This window comes from Bacillus sp. FSL K6-3154, assembly GCF_040869395.1.
GTDB lineage: Bacteria > Bacillota > Bacilli > Bacillales > Bacillaceae > Bacillus > Bacillus safensis.
Genome location: NZ_CP152033.1, coordinates 1,254,027 through 1,271,812 on the forward strand (window position 1 = coordinate 1,254,027; position 17,786 = coordinate 1,271,812).

General features: G+C 41.3%; 18 protein-coding genes. 7 read left to right on the forward strand and 11 right to left on the reverse strand.

The window, feature by feature from the left end; all coding sequences use genetic code 11:
• Window positions 1–30: 30 nt before the first annotated feature.
• Together MHH61_RS06635 and MHH61_RS06640 are read right to left on the reverse strand one after the other, a co-directional pair.
• On the reverse strand, window positions 31–1,350 hold the full coding sequence (locus MHH61_RS06635) for a UDP-glucose/GDP-mannose dehydrogenase family protein (RefSeq protein WP_125585891.1): 1,320 nt from the start codon (window positions 1,348–1,350) through the stop codon (window positions 31–33).
• 116 nt (window positions 1,351–1,466) lie between these two features.
• Window positions 1,467–1,610 (reverse strand): hypothetical protein, encoded by a 144-nt coding sequence (locus MHH61_RS06640; RefSeq protein WP_003214884.1) that lies wholly within the window; start codon window positions 1,608–1,610, stop codon window positions 1,467–1,469.
• A gap of 186 nt (window positions 1,611–1,796) precedes the next feature.
• Between MHH61_RS06640 and MHH61_RS06645 the strand changes: the two genes are divergently transcribed.
• Both MHH61_RS06645 and MHH61_RS06650 read left to right on the forward strand, forming a co-directional pair.
• Window positions 1,797–3,404: an SWIM zinc finger domain-containing protein gene (locus MHH61_RS06645; RefSeq protein ID WP_041115535.1), complete on the forward strand. Its 1,608-nt coding sequence runs from the start codon at window positions 1,797–1,799 to the stop codon at window positions 3,402–3,404.
• Window positions 3,391–6,168 carry a DEAD/DEAH box helicase gene (locus MHH61_RS06650; protein ID WP_125585889.1) on the forward strand — a complete coding sequence of 926 codons (2,778 nt, stop codon included), beginning with the start codon at window positions 3,391–3,393 and terminating at the stop codon, window positions 6,166–6,168. Before MHH61_RS06645 ends, MHH61_RS06650 begins: the two co-directional genes overlap by 14 nt.
• A 68-nt stretch (window positions 6,169–6,236) precedes the next feature.
• On the opposite strand, the gene MHH61_RS06655 is transcribed toward MHH61_RS06650, so the two are convergent.
• The 3 genes from MHH61_RS06655 to MHH61_RS06665 all read right to left on the reverse strand — a co-directional run bounded on the left by MHH61_RS06655 (window position 6,237) and on the right by MHH61_RS06665 (window position 8,802).
• Window positions 6,237–7,025, reverse strand: a complete 789-nt coding sequence (locus MHH61_RS06655) for a PAS domain-containing protein (protein WP_029706346.1) — start codon at window positions 7,023–7,025, stop codon at window positions 6,237–6,239.
• Between the two features lie 153 nt (window positions 7,026–7,178).
• On the reverse strand, window positions 7,179–8,039 hold the full coding sequence (locus MHH61_RS06660) for a Cof-type HAD-IIB family hydrolase (RefSeq protein WP_024426316.1): 861 nt from the start codon (window positions 8,037–8,039) through the stop codon (window positions 7,179–7,181).
• A gap of 406 nt (window positions 8,040–8,445) precedes the next feature.
• Entirely contained in the window at window positions 8,446–8,802 is a 357-nt protein-coding gene (locus MHH61_RS06665; RefSeq protein ID WP_024426317.1) for a hypothetical protein, read from the reverse strand.
• A 117-nt stretch (window positions 8,803–8,919) separates the two neighbouring features.
• Here MHH61_RS06665 and MHH61_RS06670 point away from each other — a divergent pair, with 117 nt between their 5' ends.
• Window positions 8,920–9,330 carry a YwpF-like family protein gene (locus MHH61_RS06670; RefSeq protein ID WP_024423692.1) on the forward strand — a complete coding sequence of 137 codons (411 nt, stop codon included), beginning with the start codon at window positions 8,920–8,922 and terminating at the stop codon, window positions 9,328–9,330.
• A gap of 222 nt (window positions 9,331–9,552) precedes the next feature.
• Here MHH61_RS06670 and mscL read toward each other — a convergent pair whose 3' ends face one another.
• Both mscL and fabZ read right to left on the reverse strand, forming a co-directional pair.
• Entirely contained in the window at window positions 9,553–9,948 is a 396-nt protein-coding gene (gene mscL / locus MHH61_RS06675) for a large conductance mechanosensitive channel protein MscL (RefSeq protein WP_041115532.1), read from the reverse strand.
• 127 nt (window positions 9,949–10,075) lie between these two features.
• Window positions 10,076–10,510 carry a 3-hydroxyacyl-ACP dehydratase FabZ gene (gene fabZ / locus MHH61_RS06680; RefSeq protein WP_012011512.1) on the reverse strand — a complete coding sequence of 145 codons (435 nt, stop codon included), beginning with the start codon at window positions 10,508–10,510 and terminating at the stop codon, window positions 10,076–10,078.
• A 219-nt stretch (window positions 10,511–10,729) separates the two neighbouring features.
• On the opposite strand from fabZ, the gene MHH61_RS06685 reads away from it, so the two are divergent.
• Window positions 10,730–11,785 (forward strand): tetratricopeptide repeat protein, encoded by a 1,056-nt coding sequence (locus tag MHH61_RS06685; RefSeq protein ID WP_125585887.1) that lies wholly within the window; start codon window positions 10,730–10,732, stop codon window positions 11,783–11,785.
• A gap of 14 nt (window positions 11,786–11,799) precedes the next feature.
• Here the strand turns inward: MHH61_RS06685 and MHH61_RS06690 are convergent, their stop codons facing one another.
• The 4 genes from MHH61_RS06690 to spoIIID form a co-directional block, all read right to left on the reverse strand.
• Window positions 11,800–12,618, reverse strand: coding sequence for a flagellar hook-basal body protein (locus tag MHH61_RS06690; protein ID WP_125585885.1), 819 nt, complete (start codon window positions 12,616–12,618; stop codon window positions 11,800–11,802).
• A 30-nt stretch (window positions 12,619–12,648) separates the two neighbouring features.
• Window positions 12,649–13,488: a flagellar hook-basal body protein gene (locus MHH61_RS06695; RefSeq protein ID WP_039182029.1), complete on the reverse strand. Its 840-nt coding sequence runs from the start codon at window positions 13,486–13,488 to the stop codon at window positions 12,649–12,651.
• A gap of 124 nt (window positions 13,489–13,612) precedes the next feature.
• Window positions 13,613–14,614, reverse strand: a complete 1,002-nt coding sequence (gene mbl / locus MHH61_RS06700; protein WP_007497573.1) for a cell shape-determining protein Mbl — start codon at window positions 14,612–14,614, stop codon at window positions 13,613–13,615.
• A gap of 184 nt (window positions 14,615–14,798) precedes the next feature.
• Entirely contained in the window at window positions 14,799–15,077 is a 279-nt protein-coding gene (spoIIID, locus tag MHH61_RS06705) for a sporulation transcriptional regulator SpoIIID (RefSeq protein ID WP_008343327.1), read from the reverse strand.
• A 347-nt stretch (window positions 15,078–15,424) separates the two neighbouring features.
• Here spoIIID and MHH61_RS06710 point away from each other — a divergent pair, with 347 nt between their 5' ends.
• The 3 genes from MHH61_RS06710 (at window position 15,425) to MHH61_RS06720 (ending at window position 17,755) form a co-directional block, all read left to right on the forward strand.
• Window positions 15,425–15,838, forward strand: a complete 414-nt coding sequence (locus tag MHH61_RS06710) for a MarR family winged helix-turn-helix transcriptional regulator (protein WP_024423697.1) — start codon at window positions 15,425–15,427, stop codon at window positions 15,836–15,838.
• Between the two features lie 15 nt (window positions 15,839–15,853).
• The gene (locus MHH61_RS06715; RefSeq protein ID WP_125585883.1) at window positions 15,854–17,041 is read left to right on the forward strand and encodes an MFS transporter; all 1,188 of its coding nucleotides are present in this window, start codon (window positions 15,854–15,856) and stop codon (window positions 17,039–17,041) included.
• A gap of 114 nt (window positions 17,042–17,155) precedes the next feature.
• The gene (locus tag MHH61_RS06720; RefSeq protein ID WP_024423699.1) at window positions 17,156–17,755 is read left to right on the forward strand and encodes an undecaprenyl-diphosphatase; all 600 of its coding nucleotides are present in this window, start codon (window positions 17,156–17,158) and stop codon (window positions 17,753–17,755) included.
• Window positions 17,756–17,786: the final 31 nt, after the last annotated feature.

Here is a 17,786-nt window from a genome sequence, read left to right on the forward strand (position 1 = left end):
CCGATAACATTCACTGTTATCGGTTTTCTTTTACATATAAATTGGAGAAACTGATCTGCGCCCAATCGAATGATACTCGACCCCCGCTTTTTCTGCCGCTTCAAGTGTATGACAGTTTCGTCCATCGAAAATAAGCGGCCGCTTCATCCATTTCTTATAGGAAGCGAGTGGAAACGACTGAATATCCGCCCATTCTGTTAATAGACAGACCGCATCGGCATCCTTGATCGCTTCCTCAATCGTTTGAGCAAATAAGACTTGATCCGGCAGCTCGCGAGCTGCATGCCGGGCAGCAACAGGATCATATGCCACAAGCTCCGCACCTAATTGATGGAGCTCATGAGCGATCGGAATAGATGGCGCCTCCCTCATATCATCTGTATTCGGTTTAAAGGACAGACCAAGAAGCGCAATTCGCTTCCCTTCAAGAGCTGCCCCCAGCCGCTCCTGAATATTGCGGATAAAACCTGCCCGCTGCTCATTATTTACTTTGATGACAGCCTTTAACAGCTCAAAATCATGGGACACATGCCCTGCAATTTGGACAAGGGCATTTGTATCCTTTGGAAAACAAGAACCTCCGTAGCCAATGCCCGCTCTGAGAAAGGAAGAACCGATCCGCTGATCTAGCCCCATTCCCTGCGCCACCCATTCAACATCAGCCCCTGTTTTTTCACAAATGGAGGCAATCTCATTCATAAAGCTGATTTTTGTCGCAAGAAATGCATTTGATGCATACTTGATCATTTCAGCACTTTTACGGTCTGTTTTCACCAACGGAAGGTGGAAATCAGCATACATGTCCTCTAACTTGTCTAATACGGCTTTTGTTTCAGCTCCAATCACTAGCCGATCCGCCCTCAATGTATCTGAAATGGCAGAGCCTTCCCGTAAAAATTCTGGGTTAGATGCAATCGCTAGTGGCTCCTTCCGTCCTAATTCTTGATGGATCAACTGATCGATTTGATCCCCCGTTCCGACAGGAACCGTACTTTTCACCACAAGAATCGCCCCTGACTTTGCTTTTAAACCCATCTCTTTCGCAGCCTGAAACACATACTGTAAATCAGCTTGGCCATCTGCCTGCTGCGGGGTGCCGACCGCAATCATTAACACATCTGCCCGCGGGTAGGCTTCCGCTCCATTTATGCGAAAATGAATTCGTCCCTGCTCAAGGTTGCGCTTCAATAGCTCTTTTAACCCTGGCTCATACATTGGGGGATTTCCTTGTTTCAGCTGCATGACCTTTCGGCGGTCAATATCAATACACGCCACATCATGACCTGCCTCCGCTAAACACACACCTGTCACAAGCCCCACATACCCACAGCCTGCAATCGCAATATTCATGACACCATCAGCTCCCCATACTCCTTATGCTTGTAATGACATCGTATGCCGGGAGCGTTCATTCCATTCTTAAAAGCATACAAAAACCCCCTGCCATCACTAGCAGGGGGTCACTTTTATGAAACAAGACCATTTCGAATATGAGCAATCAGATTTTCAAGCATTTCTTTTGTTGTGACATCATTTGAATTTTCACCAATATCATGAGCGTACATCAAAATCTTTAAAAACTCTTCTTGATTTAAACCCTTATTATCCATGTCTGTATCCTTTCGATTCCACTAATTTCATTATTATATGCTGTAAGGTTGGTTTATGCAATACTCTATTACATCATTCGACAGCTTTTGAAATTTATGACCATTTTCATGAAAAACTTTTTTATAAATCCCCATTGAGCTATAATAAAAGAATTGGAATCTTTTACTTGGTTAGGAGCGGATCAAATGCTTCAGCACAACATCAACGAAGAAGAAATCAAACAAACAGCCGAACAGATCAAAGAACTTCTTCCTGCAACAGATGAAAACAAACAACTCATCAAAAAAGCATTGATTACTTATAGACAGGACAGCGTATATCGGCTCAAGCAAGAGTCTGATACCGAATGGTCAGCTTATGTACATGATGTCGTGGCAGCAAGAGTCCACCTTCATGTGCTGTTTCCTGTGAGAAGCAGCTGCTCATGTCCAGCAGATGGACTTTGTAAACACATTCTTGCTGTCTTCTTTTCGCTATACGCTCAAGTAGAGAGTGTGACCGGGTTTACAGAACATTGGTCAGAAAAAGATGAATTACAGCGCAGCAAAGAACTGATTCGCCAGCACTTCCAAGTGAAGCGCCCAGACGAACAATCACTCCAAAGCTGGCTGACTTTTTTCCAAGAGGAATTTAACCTCTGGCTGAAACGGACACCGAAGCACCAGCAAACACCGCAGCATTTATATTACGGCTATTTATCGATCCTAAAAAAACACGCACCTGCTTCACCTGAATTCAAGAGCTTGTATGCAATTCATACGTCGATCGATGTATGGCTGAGGCTTCATGAACTCGTCGACCTCGGCCGGCTTGATGCCGAAAAAGACTTTTATTCCATGAATCCCTATGTAGAACAGCTCATGAACACCATTTTCGATTCAGTGGATCATTTGAAGACATACGCCCTTTCCTTTTCCCTCGATCCGTTTCTTGAAAACACACCAACTGCCGTTCGCACACTTCTTCAAATCAATGGACCTTTCCAGCATGAACGAGTAGCGGTCTTTATGGAGATTTGGGGCACCATATTAAATAGAGGGAAATGGGTCAAAAAAGAAACAGAATTACTAAAGAACGCCCAGAAGAAAGAACAAACGGTTGAACGTACCATCGGGCTGATGCACATGGATTATTTACTGAAAGAAGACGAAAGCCTCTTTCAGCAATTACAGCTGCTTAATGCGGATATGCTGCCAAATGTGCTCAATTGGCTGAAGGATCTCACAAACCGAAAGGACTGGAAGCGGCTCAAGCTCTGGTATCATGAAATCACCTATATATTAGAGGAATATTGCCAGCTCGACCTTTCCTACAGAGAACTGCGGGGAGCCGTCAGTGATTTCTTCTTTTATTTAGATGCATACTTTAAGCAAACGAAGGATCATCATTTATATGAACGTTATCTCCAAATCTGTATGCCTTATGCGTTTACAGAATACAGTCAGCTTTTGTATGCACAGCAGCGTTATGCGGAATGGATTGAGATTCACAGCCTTGTTGGTTTCTCCATTAGTGAACTGGAGAAGGATTTGATCAAACAGATTGCAAAAGAGGAGCCGGAAGCCCTCATTCCATCGTACCACCGTGAAATCTCACTGCTTCTCGATCAAAAGAATCGAAGTGCTTATCGAGAGTCTGTGAAAATGCTGAAGAAACTGCGTACGCTTTATCATAAAACGAAAAAAACCGTGATCTGGGAAAGGTATGTAAAGCAGCTGCAAGATTCAACAAAACGGCTGCGTGCGTTCCAAGAGGAAATGAAGAAAGGAAAATTGATTGATGACACGCCATAAACAAATTGTCATTCATGCAGAACAAACTGAAGATTTCTCTTTCACCATTTCAGCGCAAGCAGAGGACGGACACCCTGTTCCGCTTAATGAAATGAAGAGGCAGCTTTTCCAATGGCACGAATCTTCTTTCTACGGAACATTTTTAGAAGATGTCAGCTTTATTGGCACTCCTGCCTTTCTGTTAAGCCCTTGGATGACCGTTGAATTGCTAGGAAAAAATTCATTTAATACGTTTAGTCATGTGACATTAACGGATGAAACGGAACCACTGATGAAGACTGCCTCCACCATTTACGAATTCATCGAGGACGAAGATTTCGTTCCCGATTATGAGGCGTGGACAAAAGGCGAGCTTCGGTTTAAAGATAAAGAAGGCCTATTAGATGGTTATACGGCTGATTGGTTCTCCTTTGCTGTACAGGATTACATTCAGTATGATGATGCCTTGCAGCACAAATGGGAACTCATGAACGCACAATCGCCTGCGCTCTCAACCTTCCAAGGACATTTTCTAGATGAGCAGGATTTCTTAGAGACGATTGGCTGGATAGATGATGAGACGCCGTTCACTGTCGGCTTGCGCTTAAATGAACCGGATTTTGACGGAGATGATTGGAAAATCGAATTGTTTTTGCGGGACAAGAAAAACAGTGACCTTCACTTTTTTGAAGGCATTCGTTCATTGAAAAGGTCTTGGCATCCGTATCAAGATAAAATTTCAAGAGAGCTGGAACGATTCAGTCAAATCGTCCCTTGGCTTTCTTTCACATCTGGCACCACACTTATGTCAGAAGAAGAAGCATGGCTCTTCCTATCTGAAGCAAGTGAAACACTTGTCAATATGGGCATTGAGATTCTGCTCCCATCGTGGTGGCAAATTGTTAAAGACAGCACGATGATGTTAAAAGCAAGGATTTCTTCTACACCGCGAGGCGAATCGCATGTCGGAATGGACGCATTAATGGACTTTAATTGGCGCTTTGCTACAAACGGCATTGAACTGACAGAAGATGAGTTTAACGAACTTGTCCAAAGCAAACGACGCCTTGTCAACATTCGAGGACAATGGATCAAAATAGACCCGACCTTCATTCAGCAAATGAAAAAGTGGATGGAGCGTGCCGAAAATGAAGGACTTCACATGTCTGATATTTTGTCACGCGAACTGGCAGATCAAGAAGCTTCCTCTGAATCGATTCCAGAACTACTAGACAGTTCAGCATTTGCCCATATTCAATTTGAACTTTCATCGCAATTAAGAGGGCTTGTCCACCAATTAAATGATTCGCACGAGCTGCCTTCTTACGAAATGAGTGAGTCCTTCAAAGGCAAACTGCGTCCGTATCAGCAGCATGGCGTAAATTGGCTTTTATTTTTAAGATCTCATGGATTTGGGGCTTGTTTAGCAGATGATATGGGTCTTGGAAAAACGATTCAAATGATCGCGTATTTCACGTATTTGAAGGAGCAGGAGCAAAATGCCGCTCCCTCTCTCATCATTGCGCCGACCTCTGTTTTAGGAAACTGGCAGCGAGAGCTCGAAACATTCGCACCACATTTGAAGGTTGCCCTGCATTATGGCCCATCGCGTCCACAGGGAGAGGACTTCACAAAAACATATGAGTCAACAGATATTGTTTTGACGTCTTATGGACTCTCACATTCTGATCGTGATGAATTAACGGCAGCAAAGTGGAATACCATTTGCTTAGACGAAGCCCAAAACATCAAGAACGCCCATACGAAACAATCGAGAGCGATTAGACAGCTCAAAGGACAGCATCACATTGCCCTCAGCGGGACACCAATGGAAAACCGTTTGACAGAGCTTTGGTCCATATTCGACTTCGTCAACAAAGGATATCTCGGCAGCCTGACCAGCTTCCATAAAAAGTTCGTCCTTCCGATTGAAAAAGACCGTGAAGAAAAAAGAATTGAACAGCTCCAGCAGCTGATCAAACCATTTTTATTAAGACGAACAAAACAAGATGAAGAGGTTGCCCTGAACCTGCCTGAGAAACTCGAAGAAAAAGAATTCATTCCGCTCTCCGCTGAGCAGGCGTCTTTATATGAACAGCTCGTGAAGGATACATTTGAACACATGGCATCATTAACAGGGATGCAGCGAAAAGCCATTATTTTAAGTATGCTTGGCAGACTCAAACAGATTTGTGATCACCCTGCGCTCTATTTAAAAGAGAGCGGAACAGATGTGAAACTGCTGAAACGTTCGTTAAAAATGGATAAACTCGCAGAGCTGTTAAAAGTGATACATGAGCAAGGAGAAAGCTGTCTCATCTTTACGCAGTATATTGAAATGGGCAACATGATCAAGCAGCTGGCAGAAAAGATGTTTGGAGAACCGGTCCAATTTTTAAATGGCAGCCTCTCAAAACAAGAGCGGGACAAAATGGTGGACCGCTTCCAGAAGAAAGAATTCAACATCTTAATTCTCTCTTTAAAGGCAGGAGGAACAGGACTCAATCTAACCGCTGCAAACCATGTCATTCACTACGATAGATGGTGGAATCCTGCTGTGGAAAACCAAGCGACAGACCGAGCTTATCGGATTGGACAAAAACGATTTGTTCACGTCCATAAGATGATCACAACGGGCACAATCGAGGAAAAAATCGATCAAATGCTCGAAACAAAACAAACATTAAACGATCAAATTATCCAAAGCGAGAGCTGGATTACAGAGCTATCGACAAACGAACTAGAAGACTTATTTACCTTAAGTGCCGCCGCTCAATCATCTTAATCACAGCAAAAAGAGGACTTTTCATTAATCTTGAGAAAAGTCCTCTTTTTCATTTCATATAACGTACGCTAAATGTTCAGTTTTTTCAATGCAGATTTCACATTCATATACGTATTTAATTCACGGAAGTCCTCTCTCATTTCTCCCATTTTCATTGCAAGATTCGGTTTAATTCCTGTCACAATGAGTTCAGTACCTGTCATTAAAATCAAATCGTTCAGCTTAAAGATCGCATCTGCCACAAATGAATCCACTTCTAATAATCCGGACAGATCGACAATAAAATAATCATCCTTGGATTGAGAGATATAGGTGGAGACCGTTGAAATGATCTTATCAAATCTAGGCGCTGTTAACGTACCAATGATCGGTAACACAGAGATACCATCTTTCACCGGAACGATTGGGACAGAAATATTCAGCACTTCATCAATTGATTGCTCAAGAAGCTCCTGCTGTTCCTTCTCTTTCGTGACATCCTTTTGCAGACCAACGAAATAAAGACGTTTTCCTTCCTTTTCGTCAATCCAAAGGGGAGCGACACTTAACTCGTTCCAAAACATTTGTCCAGATTTTTTATAATTTTTCAGCTGAACCGTGACAGCCTCTTTGTTCTCAATGGCTGTTCTAATTTGCTTGAGAGCGATTTGTTCAGTTTCATCTCCCTGAAGGAAACGACAATTCCTCCCCAATACTTCGGTTTCTTGATAGCCTGTCATATCTAAAAAGCCCTTGTTCACATATATTAAAGGATTATCAGGTAAAGACGGGTCCGTCACCGTCAGGCCAACCTGAGTATAGTCCAAGGCTTCCTTGATTAAATGCAGATTTTCGGACTTATAAGATTCCAGCGCCATTCGTTTACTCTCCTTATTTTCCTTACAAGCGGGTTATATTCATAATTAAATTATATGATGTTCCACATCATGTGTAAATAGAAGTGGTTCTGAATTCCTCTTTTGTAGAATGCGCTTCATCCTATGTGATTTATACCACGACATCTGATTCATCTATTTCAAAAGGTGCCGGATCATATGCGCGACACCGTGTTCATCATTTGATAACGTCACGTGATCAGCGATTTCTTTTATATCCTGTCTCGCATTCCCCATTGCAACCCCAACACCAGCAGCTCGAAGCATTGATTCATCATTTAAACTGTCTCCTACAGCCGCTGCCCTACTTAAAGGAATACCCAGTCTTTCTGCCAGCCTTGTTAATGCCTGCCCTTTAGACGCGTCCTTTGAACCAATTTCAAAGTTATGATCAGCCGAACTGACCAATGTTAAATCTGAATCATCACCAAACATATCCCATCCGGCTTTCAATCTGTCCTGAAAAAAAGAAAAACCTAAGATATTGTAAAATGAAAGCTTTCGATCCTCACGAAACAATTCTTTATATGTATCAATATAAGAAAAACCCGACTGGCTGTATTGAACTTCTGCCGCTTGTTTTAAGACATTTTGATCCGTTTCTGGATTTGCACTTTTTAAACGGTCCATTTCAATCGCAAGAAGCTCTCTGCCGCGATTTGGTGTGAAAATGGCTTCGTTTGTAAAGACTTCATAATAATAATCACGTTCTTCAAGCCATGACAATATGTGTTTAGCCTTTTCTTCTTGTAAAGCAGCTGAATGGTACACTTGTCCAGTTGGATCATGAATCACAGCTCCATTGGCACTAATCACCCATGTATTCATACCAAGCTGGTCAAAAATAGACCTCACATCAAAATACGCTCTCCCTGTTGACACGACAACCTCAATTCCATTCGCAGCTGCTTCCTTTAATGCCTGCTCGTTTTCCTGACTCACTTTGTGTTCACTGTTCAATAAAGTTCCATCTAAATCCGTTGCGATTAATTGAATGTTTGTCATCGTTCTCTCCTTTTTGTCTTTATTTTCAACCGACATACCGTTAACAAAATCCATCATCATTATGAAATGAGTATCCACTATTTGCAAGAGCTGATCGGTTAAACAGTGAATAAAAGGGTATCCGGCCACGCAAATATGACCGGATACACACATAGGGGATTCACAAGGGGACACATGACCTATACAAAGAAGCATTGGTTCTATATTACGCAGTGTTCATATGAACAAGGCAGCATCTATCAGCTTTAGCTAGAGGGGGGCTGTCAGATGATAGACGTTACCTTTTAATTCGGGACTTGCCTCCTTTCCTTTCAGCTACCCCTAGTCTACGGAGAAAGGCCGTATGTGACAAAACAGGAAAATAGCAAAATAGGCCTTCAAATTCTCTATATCCTCATTAATTTCTGTTTTTTACGGCTTGCGTATAAAACATCATCTTGTTTTGTTTGATGAAATACTTATTTTTCATAAATTGATAAAAAATATCTGAATGAATCCAATTACTAGAAGGCATGTGAATATAATCAGATCCGTCCCACGCAAACCAATAAAAACAAAGCCGACCATCATGAATCGACAGCTGAAACTCAAAACAGTCCATTTGATCCTTGGTGACATATTGAAACGTGAGTGACTCTCCTTCTTCCATATACACATCACAAAATGAAAGAATGTCTCCCCACGAATAAACACGTATATCACTCTTTGCCTTGTCGTCGCCAATATGAATGTTTCTCAATTGATAGGACTCCATAAAACATCTCCTTTCACTCATGTGCAGCTAGTTCTAAGCAGGCAGCGGTTTCATTTATACAGATGTTGTATGCTATAATAATACTTACGAATAATGAACGCTTGTGAGGTGATAAATATGAAAACCTTTAGGCTGATTGATTTAAAAATTGAACTTGATCCACAGCAAGATAAAATGTCCAGCATTCCCCTTCGTGACGGTTTAATCATTAATAAAGAAGACGGTGAAAATCACTGGATGATTGAGGCACTCATTCCAAAGAAACATAGACAGGTATTTGAGGTACTCTTTCAGCAGCACACAGAAGTGAAGATTCTTGTAACGATCACTAAAGAAAACAACCGCCCTGTTCATCTATCTGTCCAAGTCAAAAACATCGTTGCCTTAGAAGAAAACATTTCTGTATTACTCGATGGTAAAATGATTACAAATCGTTACAGAACAGAAACTGAAGAAGTATTAAAAGACCTCGTCAAAGAGGGGCTGTCAGGAGAAAAACTACTGGATGCTTTTAAACAAAACACATAAAAAAGAGCGGGATCAGCCGCTCTTAGATTGTTGACAAAGGGCTAAAATGAACTTGATTTTAGCCCTTTGTCTTCTTTTCAGCGTGTTTGAAAACCTTTGAAGTCTAGGAAGGGCGAGCACTGGAACGGAGCGAATTTAACATTCGTGAGTACCGGAGCGCAGACCTGACACCGAATGCAAGGGTTTGTCTACACGCTGAGAGCGGGATCAGCCGCTCTTTTTCTATTGCAAATCTTTAGACTGGCTTTGATTTTTCAATAAATCTCTAATTTCAGTTAGCAGAACTTCCGTTTGATCCGGCGTTTCCACAACCTCTTCTTCCTCAACCTTTTTCCGTTTTAACTTATTCAAATAGCGAATAAAGATAAAAATGGAAAACGAGATAATTAAGAAATCAACCACTGTTTGAATAAAGTTCCCATATAAAATTTGAGCAGCTCCGATTTTAATGGATAAACCGCTAAAATCATGCCCTCCAATAATAATACCGACAAGCGGCATGATTAAATCATTCACAAGAGAAGTGACAATTTTGCCAAATGCTCCCCCAATGATGACACCTACAGCCAAGTCAATGACATTGCCCTTGACGGCAAACTCTCTAAATTCTTTCAGCATCCTTTATCACCTTCATCTTTTTTTGTCTAATATGACGTTTTTTTGTCAAAATTGCAAGTCCTTATCCGTTCTAACTGAACGTTTCTAAATAAAAAAGCGATTCATGCTTAATGAACCGCCAGGAAAATCATGATACTTTAGGACCGATAGAAAATGTCAGTTCTGCTTCACATGCAACTTCGCCATCTACTGTCGCTACTGCTTTTCCTTTTGCAACCGGCCCGCGGAGGCGCGTCACTTCAACCTCTAAACGAAGTTGGTCACCAGGCTTGACCTGTCTTTTGAAGCGGCATCCGTCAATCCCTGCAAACAAACCAATCTTTCCTTTGTTTTCTTCCTTGCCTAACATAATCACACCAAAAACCTGTGCGAGTGCTTCTACTATAAGCACACCAGGCATGACTGGGTAACCAGGGAAATGGCCATTAAAAAATTCTTCATTCACTGTGACATTTTTAATTCCAACCGCTCTTTTTTCTCCCTCAACCTCTAAAATACGGTCGACCAATAAGAATGGATAACGGTGTGGAATAATGTCTTGAATTTGCTGAGCATCAAGCATATCTTGATCTCTCCTTCTTTTCTATATCGCTGATCTTCATTTGATTCCTATAGAAGTATATTATGAATGCTGGCATTTTTCAATATTCGCCTTATGCATATGGTAAAAAATAGAATCTACCATTACCAATTGTCATCAAATATAATCCACACTACACTCATTGTTTTTTCACAAATATGGTAATATATATTACAACATTGATTGAATAAGAGGGTAAAAATGAATTTTATGAGCGATAAATCCATAAAAAAACTTCTCCATTCCTGGTATACAATGCTAAAGCATCGACATTTTTCGAAGGCTGAAGAAATCAAAAAAACACTGCTAAAATATAAACGCAAATTATCAAAAAAACAGGAACTCTATTTCCATTATCAGCTGATGCTTTTCCGTCATCAGCTCTGGATGAATCAGACAGAAGACTTAGAAAAACTCAAACATGAACTGCTGCCCCACAAAGATGAAATGAACGAAGAACTGCAATATTATTTTTATTTCTTTCTCGGATTATATGAATCTTTAAAAAGTGATCAAAATGATGCGATTCATTATCTCGAAAAGGCAGAGGAACGACTGCCATTACTTAACGATGAGCTGGAGGAAGCAGAGTTCCATTTCCGTACAAGCGGTGTTTATTATAACAACCGTTACTCGTTGTTATCGATTCGTCATGTTCAAAAAGCCATGGATATTTTTGCAAAGCACGGAGATATCCATAGCATCTATCGGTGTAAAATTGTGCTCGCTCTTAACTATAGCGACCAAAAAAAATATAAGGAAGCAGAAGATATTTTCATTGAAATTATTGATTATGTGAAAAAGATTGATGATCAAGAGCTGCTCGGTATCGTTTATTATGATGCTGGCTTTATTCAGTCAAGACAAAACCATCATAAGGAAGCGCTAGAATACTTCAAAAAAGCACTTCGTCTTCCAGCATACCGAAAGTCAGCACACTCCTATGTATCGTGCCTATACGAAACTGTGCGTTCCTGTTTTAAAGAAAATTTAACCGATGAAGGGATGAAATATATTCAAAAAGGACTGAAAGAAGCCGTTGCTTCCCAGTTTGATATATTAAGAATGAAGTTTCAAATCTTATCTCTTCTCTACAGCCAAACGCCAAAGGCAGATGAGCAGATCGCCACACTCGTCACATGTCTTGAACGAAAAGAAGCCTGGATTGATCTTGAGGATCTGCTTGCTGATGTCTCAGATTTTTATAAAAAAAAGGGCGACTTTGAGCGAGCCGCCTTTTTTATCATGAGAGGCTGATACCAGCCTGCTGATTATCGAATTGTATTAATTAATCCCAGCATTTGATCGCCCATCGTAATCGTTCTTGAATTCATCTGATAGGAACGCTGTGTTGTCATGAGGTCTGTTAATTCTTTGGACATGTCCACATTTGACGTTTCCAGTGCACCTTGCTGGAGCTGAATCGCCTCTCGGTTTGCTCCATTTAGTGCTGTTAATGCACCTTGATAGGTTCCGTCGACTGAGAACAAATTATCTCCTTCAGAGGCAAGTGCTGAAGAATTATTAACTTGTACAACGCCTAGATTCACTTGCTGATTCGGTTGATTATCTCTTGAAATCGCCGTAAGCCGTCCATTTTTATCGATTGAAATATCACGGAAATTCGCATTTAAGACGATTGCATTTCCGTTTTCATCAAGAATCGGATAGCCTTCGCTCGTGACAAGCTGCACTTGGTTACGGTTATTGCCCGGCTGTAAGTAAAGTGAACCATCTCTTGTATAACGGATATTACCGCCGGCGTTGACCTGTAAATACTGCGACGGCGCTCCGAATGCAACATCAAGATCACGTCCTGTTTCTTTAATCGAGCCTTGCAGCGAGTTAATCGACGCATTGACCATTGTCCCCGTACCAAGCCTTAACCCAGCAGGTGTCAGACGACTGTTTGCCACCTGCTCATTTTTTTCATCTACCTGATTAAACTGCTGTCTGATCAGCTCTGAGAAACGGGTGTTTTTCGCACGGTATCCTGTTGTTTCAATGTTCGCGATGTTGTTGCTGATGATGTCAAGCTGCTTTTGCACTTCATTCATCGATACAGCTGCATTTATCATCGTTCTAAGCATAATTTTCCTCCTTTCTTTTTCATTTCTTGATTAGTACACTCTGCCAATTTCATTCACTGCTTTTTCTAAGCTTTTATCATACGCCTGAACCACTTTTTGGTTTGTTTCAAATGCTCGGTAAGCCGTTGTCATATCTGTATATGATTTCGTCACATCCACGTTCGACAGCTCCGATACGCCTTGGCTTAACGTATAGGACATTTGACCGTTATTGACTGCACTTGGAAGGGGCTGATTATCAGCTGTACGGTATAAATCATTTCCTTCACGCGCTAGGTTTCTTGTATCCATCGCAACTCGTACATCGATTTGACCAAGATTTTGGCCATTTTCAGTGACAGTACCATCTGCATTCACTTTGAAATTCTCACTCTGAACCGTAATCGGCTGGCCGGTCACGGAAAGAAGAGCACGTCCATTAATGGTCAACTGATTTTGTGCGTTCAATGTAATGGAGCTGCTTTTTGTATAACGAACGCCTTCTGGTGTGTTGACCGCATAAAATAGCGCTGATTTCTGATTGGTCTCCGGATTGATCGGCACATTATTTTCAACTAGTGCTACGTCTGTTGTTTGATCTGTTGTTTTTAAAGTTCCCTGTGTAAATTGAGGGATTAATTCCTGCATATATGTCCCAGTATTGATTCCACCAATCGGCGATTGCAGTGGAACACTAAAGCCTTTGCCTGAAGATGTTTGGAAACGTCCTGATTCCATTCGGCTCAGCAGCATTTCTGGAAATGCACGCATTGCCCCTTCATCCGCTTTATAGCCTGGGGTATTCGCATTTGCGATATTATTTGAAAGCATTTCTGTCCGCCGCTCTTGAGCGATCATGGCAGATGTTGCGGTGTATAGTCCTTTTAACACGTGCTCACCTCATTCAAATTCTTTCACACGACCTAAACACAATCTTCTATGAAATATATCGGCTGATTAGCAGGGTTCTTTAATAAAAATCCCCCATTCTTTCTAAAAAGAATGAGGGAAATCATTAGCTGAGTTTACGCTTCGGCAGCTTGTCCATATTATCAAGCATCACGCCCGTACCAACTGCTACACAGTCCATTGGATTTTCAGCAACGAAAACTGGTACTTTCAGCTCTTCTGCAAGCAATTGATCAAGCCCGTTTAGAAGAGCTCCGCCACCTGTAATGATGACGCCGCGATCGATAATATCAGCTGATAATTCAGGCGGTGTTCTTTCAAGAACTTGTTTCGCAGCCTGAACAATCGCAGATACAGATTCACGCAATGCTTCTTCTACTTCTTTGCTTGTGACGGTAATCGTTCTTGGTAATCCTGTCACCATGTCTCGTCCACGAATCGAAATCTCTTCGTGACGTGCGTCTGGGAATACCGTTGCAACTTGGATCTTAATATCCTCAGCCGTGCGCTCACCGATCAACAGCTTGTACTCTTTTTTAATGTAGTTTAGAATTTCCAGATCAAATTTGTCTCCAGCCATTTTAATAGAAGAGGCGGTTACAATGTCACCCATTGAGATGACAGCGATATCTGTCGTTCCGCCTCCAATATCTACGACCATGTTTCCACTTGGCTGAAAAATATCCATACCAGCACCAATCGCTGCTACTTTTGGCTCTTCTTCAAGAAATACATGCTTACCACCACTTTTTTCAGCAGCTTCTTTGATCGCCTTCTGCTCAACAGATGTAATATTTGTCGGGCAGCAGATGAGCATACGCGGCTTAGAGAACAGCCCTTTCACATTTAATTTGTTAATAAAATGCTTGAGCATCGCTTCAGTTACTTCAAAATCAGCGATTACGCCGTCTTTTAATGGACGAATCGCAACAATATTCCCAGGCGTACGTCCAACCATACGTCTAGCCTCTTCTCCAACAGCCAAAACTTTCCCGCTGTTTTTGTCAAGAGCTACCACAGATGGTTCATTTAACACAATTCCTTTTCCTTTGACATGAATCAGTACATTTGCAGTACCAAGATCAATTCCAATATCCCTAGCAAACATCTATATATATCCTCCTTGAAAATCTGTTTCCATAGCAAATACCACATTCTGCCCTAATTATATATTCTATCATAATTTGCAGAAAAAAAGATATTTCTTTACAAAAGTCTTTACAAAATTTGTGGTTAGAAACTACCGATATGAGGAAGATATATATATCATGTTTATGAACAAAGAACTAAGCTTACTGTTTCACAGGCTCGCCTTCTAAAATTTCTTCTTTTTTATACTTTAACTTGGTGGCTTCTCCCCCTCGCAAGTGGCGGATTGATTTATGATAATCCAGTATCTCCTTTACTTCATTAGCCAGATCTGGATTAATTTCTGGCAGTCTTTCTGTTAGATCCTTGTGTACAGTACTTTTAGAGACTCCAAATTCTTTCGCAATAACACGAACGGTTTTCTTTGTCTCCACGATATACTTTCCTATCTTGATTGTTCGCTCTTTGATGTAATCGTGCACACCACTCGACCTCCCTAAAATGGATGTGAGAAGTGTGAAATGAGATCCGTATGAAGATTATCCATTTTCAGCGGCGCTTGTTCGTCGTAATTTCTCATCCATTAGGTAGTAAATGCCAAACACGATCCCTCACCTCAAACACTCTCTTTGTCAGGTTTGTAACAGTGTATTAGCATTGAATAGGGAATATGCTAAAAATGAAGATGGGACAAGGGATTTATCAGAAAAGGCAAAACAAAAAATCATTTCGGGGCGCGAAAATTTCTACTTTACAAGAAAGGGTTCAGCACGTAAAATAGAAAAGGTGAATTTATTTACCTAGCTAAATATTTAAAAAAGGTGAGCATATGGATACGTTAAATAGAGAGTGTTTACATCAAATACATCAAGGCGCACGGCTGCTGTCTAAAAAGGCGAACGAAGCGCTTGCTGCTTATGACTTGTACATGTCCCAGTGGACTGTGCTTTTTTGTTTGGATACATTCGGCCCAAAAACCCAAAAAGACATCTGGACATATTTGAATGTCGAAGCACCGACCATCACCAGAACCGTCACCCGCTTAGAAGCAAACGGCTGGGTGAAACGTGTACAAGGCAAAGACAAACGTGAGAATCTGATCGTGATGACAGATGATGCAAAAGCCCGATTTGAAGAAATCAAACGCACGATGGAACAATTTGAAGAAGAATGTCTTTCAGATTTTACCTACGAAGAAAAACAACTCCTCCATACACTTTTACACAAATTATCAACTGAATAGGAAGTGACATACATCATGAACGAACGCATATGGACAAAAGATTTTATCATGATTGTCCTGGTGAATTTATTTACGTTCACCTCTTTTTATGCCCTTTTGACATTACTGCCCATTTACACAATGGATGAACTAAATGGAACAGAATCACAGGGCGGTCTCCTTGTGACGGTCTTCTTATTATCTGCTATTGTGACAAGACCGTTTTCTGGCGCCATTATTGAAAAATTCGGCAAAAAACGGATGGCGATTTTCTCTTCTACAGCCTTTGCCTTACTCACTTATTTATACATTCCGATTGATCAATTCCAAACGCTTCTTGTGCTGCGTTTCGTACAAGGGATCTTTTTTAGTATTTTGACGACAGTTGCCAGTGCCATTGCGGCTGATATGATCCCGAAACATAAACGCGGGGAAGGACTCGGATACTTTGTGATGTCCATGAACCTCGCTGTTGTCATCGGTCCGTTTATCGCACTGAATCAAGTAGGAAAAATAGGATTTCATTCCTTATTTCTTCTCTTTTCCATTATCGTGACGATCGGAGCTGCTTTTACGATACTGATTAGACAGCCAGAGCCTGAAAACGATGGAAGCATCGTCTTCCGATTCACGTTTTCTCACCTGTTTGAAAAAGGCGCATTAAAAACAGCGGCCGTCGGCATTATTATTTCCTTCTGTTATTCGCCGATTATTTCATTTATTTCAGTTTATGCCAATTCACTCCATTTGATGGGTGCAAGCAGTTATTTCTTCATTGTGTTTGCGGCTGCAATGCTTGGATCACGTCCATTTACAGGCAGACTTTTTGACCGGGTTGGAGCTCACGTTGTGATCTATCCTTCGATTGCCCTTTTTGCCATTGGTTTATGGATGCTGACAGCGACACATTCAGCTACAATGCTTCTTCTATCAGGCGCTGTGATTGGACTTGGCTACGGTTCGCTCGTGCCATGTTTACAAACACTTGCAATTCAGCACTCACCAGCTCACCGTACGGGGTATGCGACGGCTACTTTCTTTACTCTGTATGATACAGGTATTGCTGCTGGCTCATTTGTCTTTGGACTCCTTGTCAGTTTCACAGACTTTTCAAATGTGTACCTCATTGCAGGCATTGTGGTCTTACTGAGTATGGGCGTCTTTTATTGGAGCGAACGAAAACCCCAGGAATCAAAAGCACAAAAGGTCTCCCTTTCAGAATAAAAGGGTACTATTTTAAACTTCGCCGGAAACATGCTAATATATAGGATATTCCAAATAGAGCATACAAGCTTTGTTGAAAAATAGTTAGCATTAAGCGAAAGTATAGGTGATGTTTTGAATTACGAATTGTTTAAAGTCATACACGGGATGGCTCACCATTCTGAGTTTTTAGATCAGGCCATGATCTTTATTACGAAAAAGGCCATTCTTGTGTACGCCCTTGTCTTATTGATTTGCTGGTTTTTAGGGAATCACAAATTTAAGAAGCATGTCTTCTTTTCCGGTGTAACAGGCATTGCAGCACTTATCGTCAACTTTGCCATTACATTGTTTCATTATGAAGAGCGGCCGTTTGTGGCGCATAAAGTCGACACACTCATCCCGCATTCAGCAGACGCTTCCTTCCCAAGTGACCATACAACAGGTGCATTGGCTCTTTCACTAGCCATTCGATCCCGTAATAAAAAGCTCGGCAACATCTTGCTCGTCTTTGGATTACTTACAGGATTCTCCCGCATCTGGGTCGGTCATCATTATCCATTTGATGTTTTAGGCAGCTTGGTCGTATCGATTGTGGTTGTCTTTATCATGAATAAATTATGGAAGTTCTTTGACTCTCCAATTGATCGCATCGTGACATTTTACGAGACAATTGTAGGGAAAATTTTCAGAAGGAAGACAAAGGATCAGGGCTCAGACCTGTCCAACTCTTAAGCGGCCTTGCGATAACGTGATGAAGATTCTT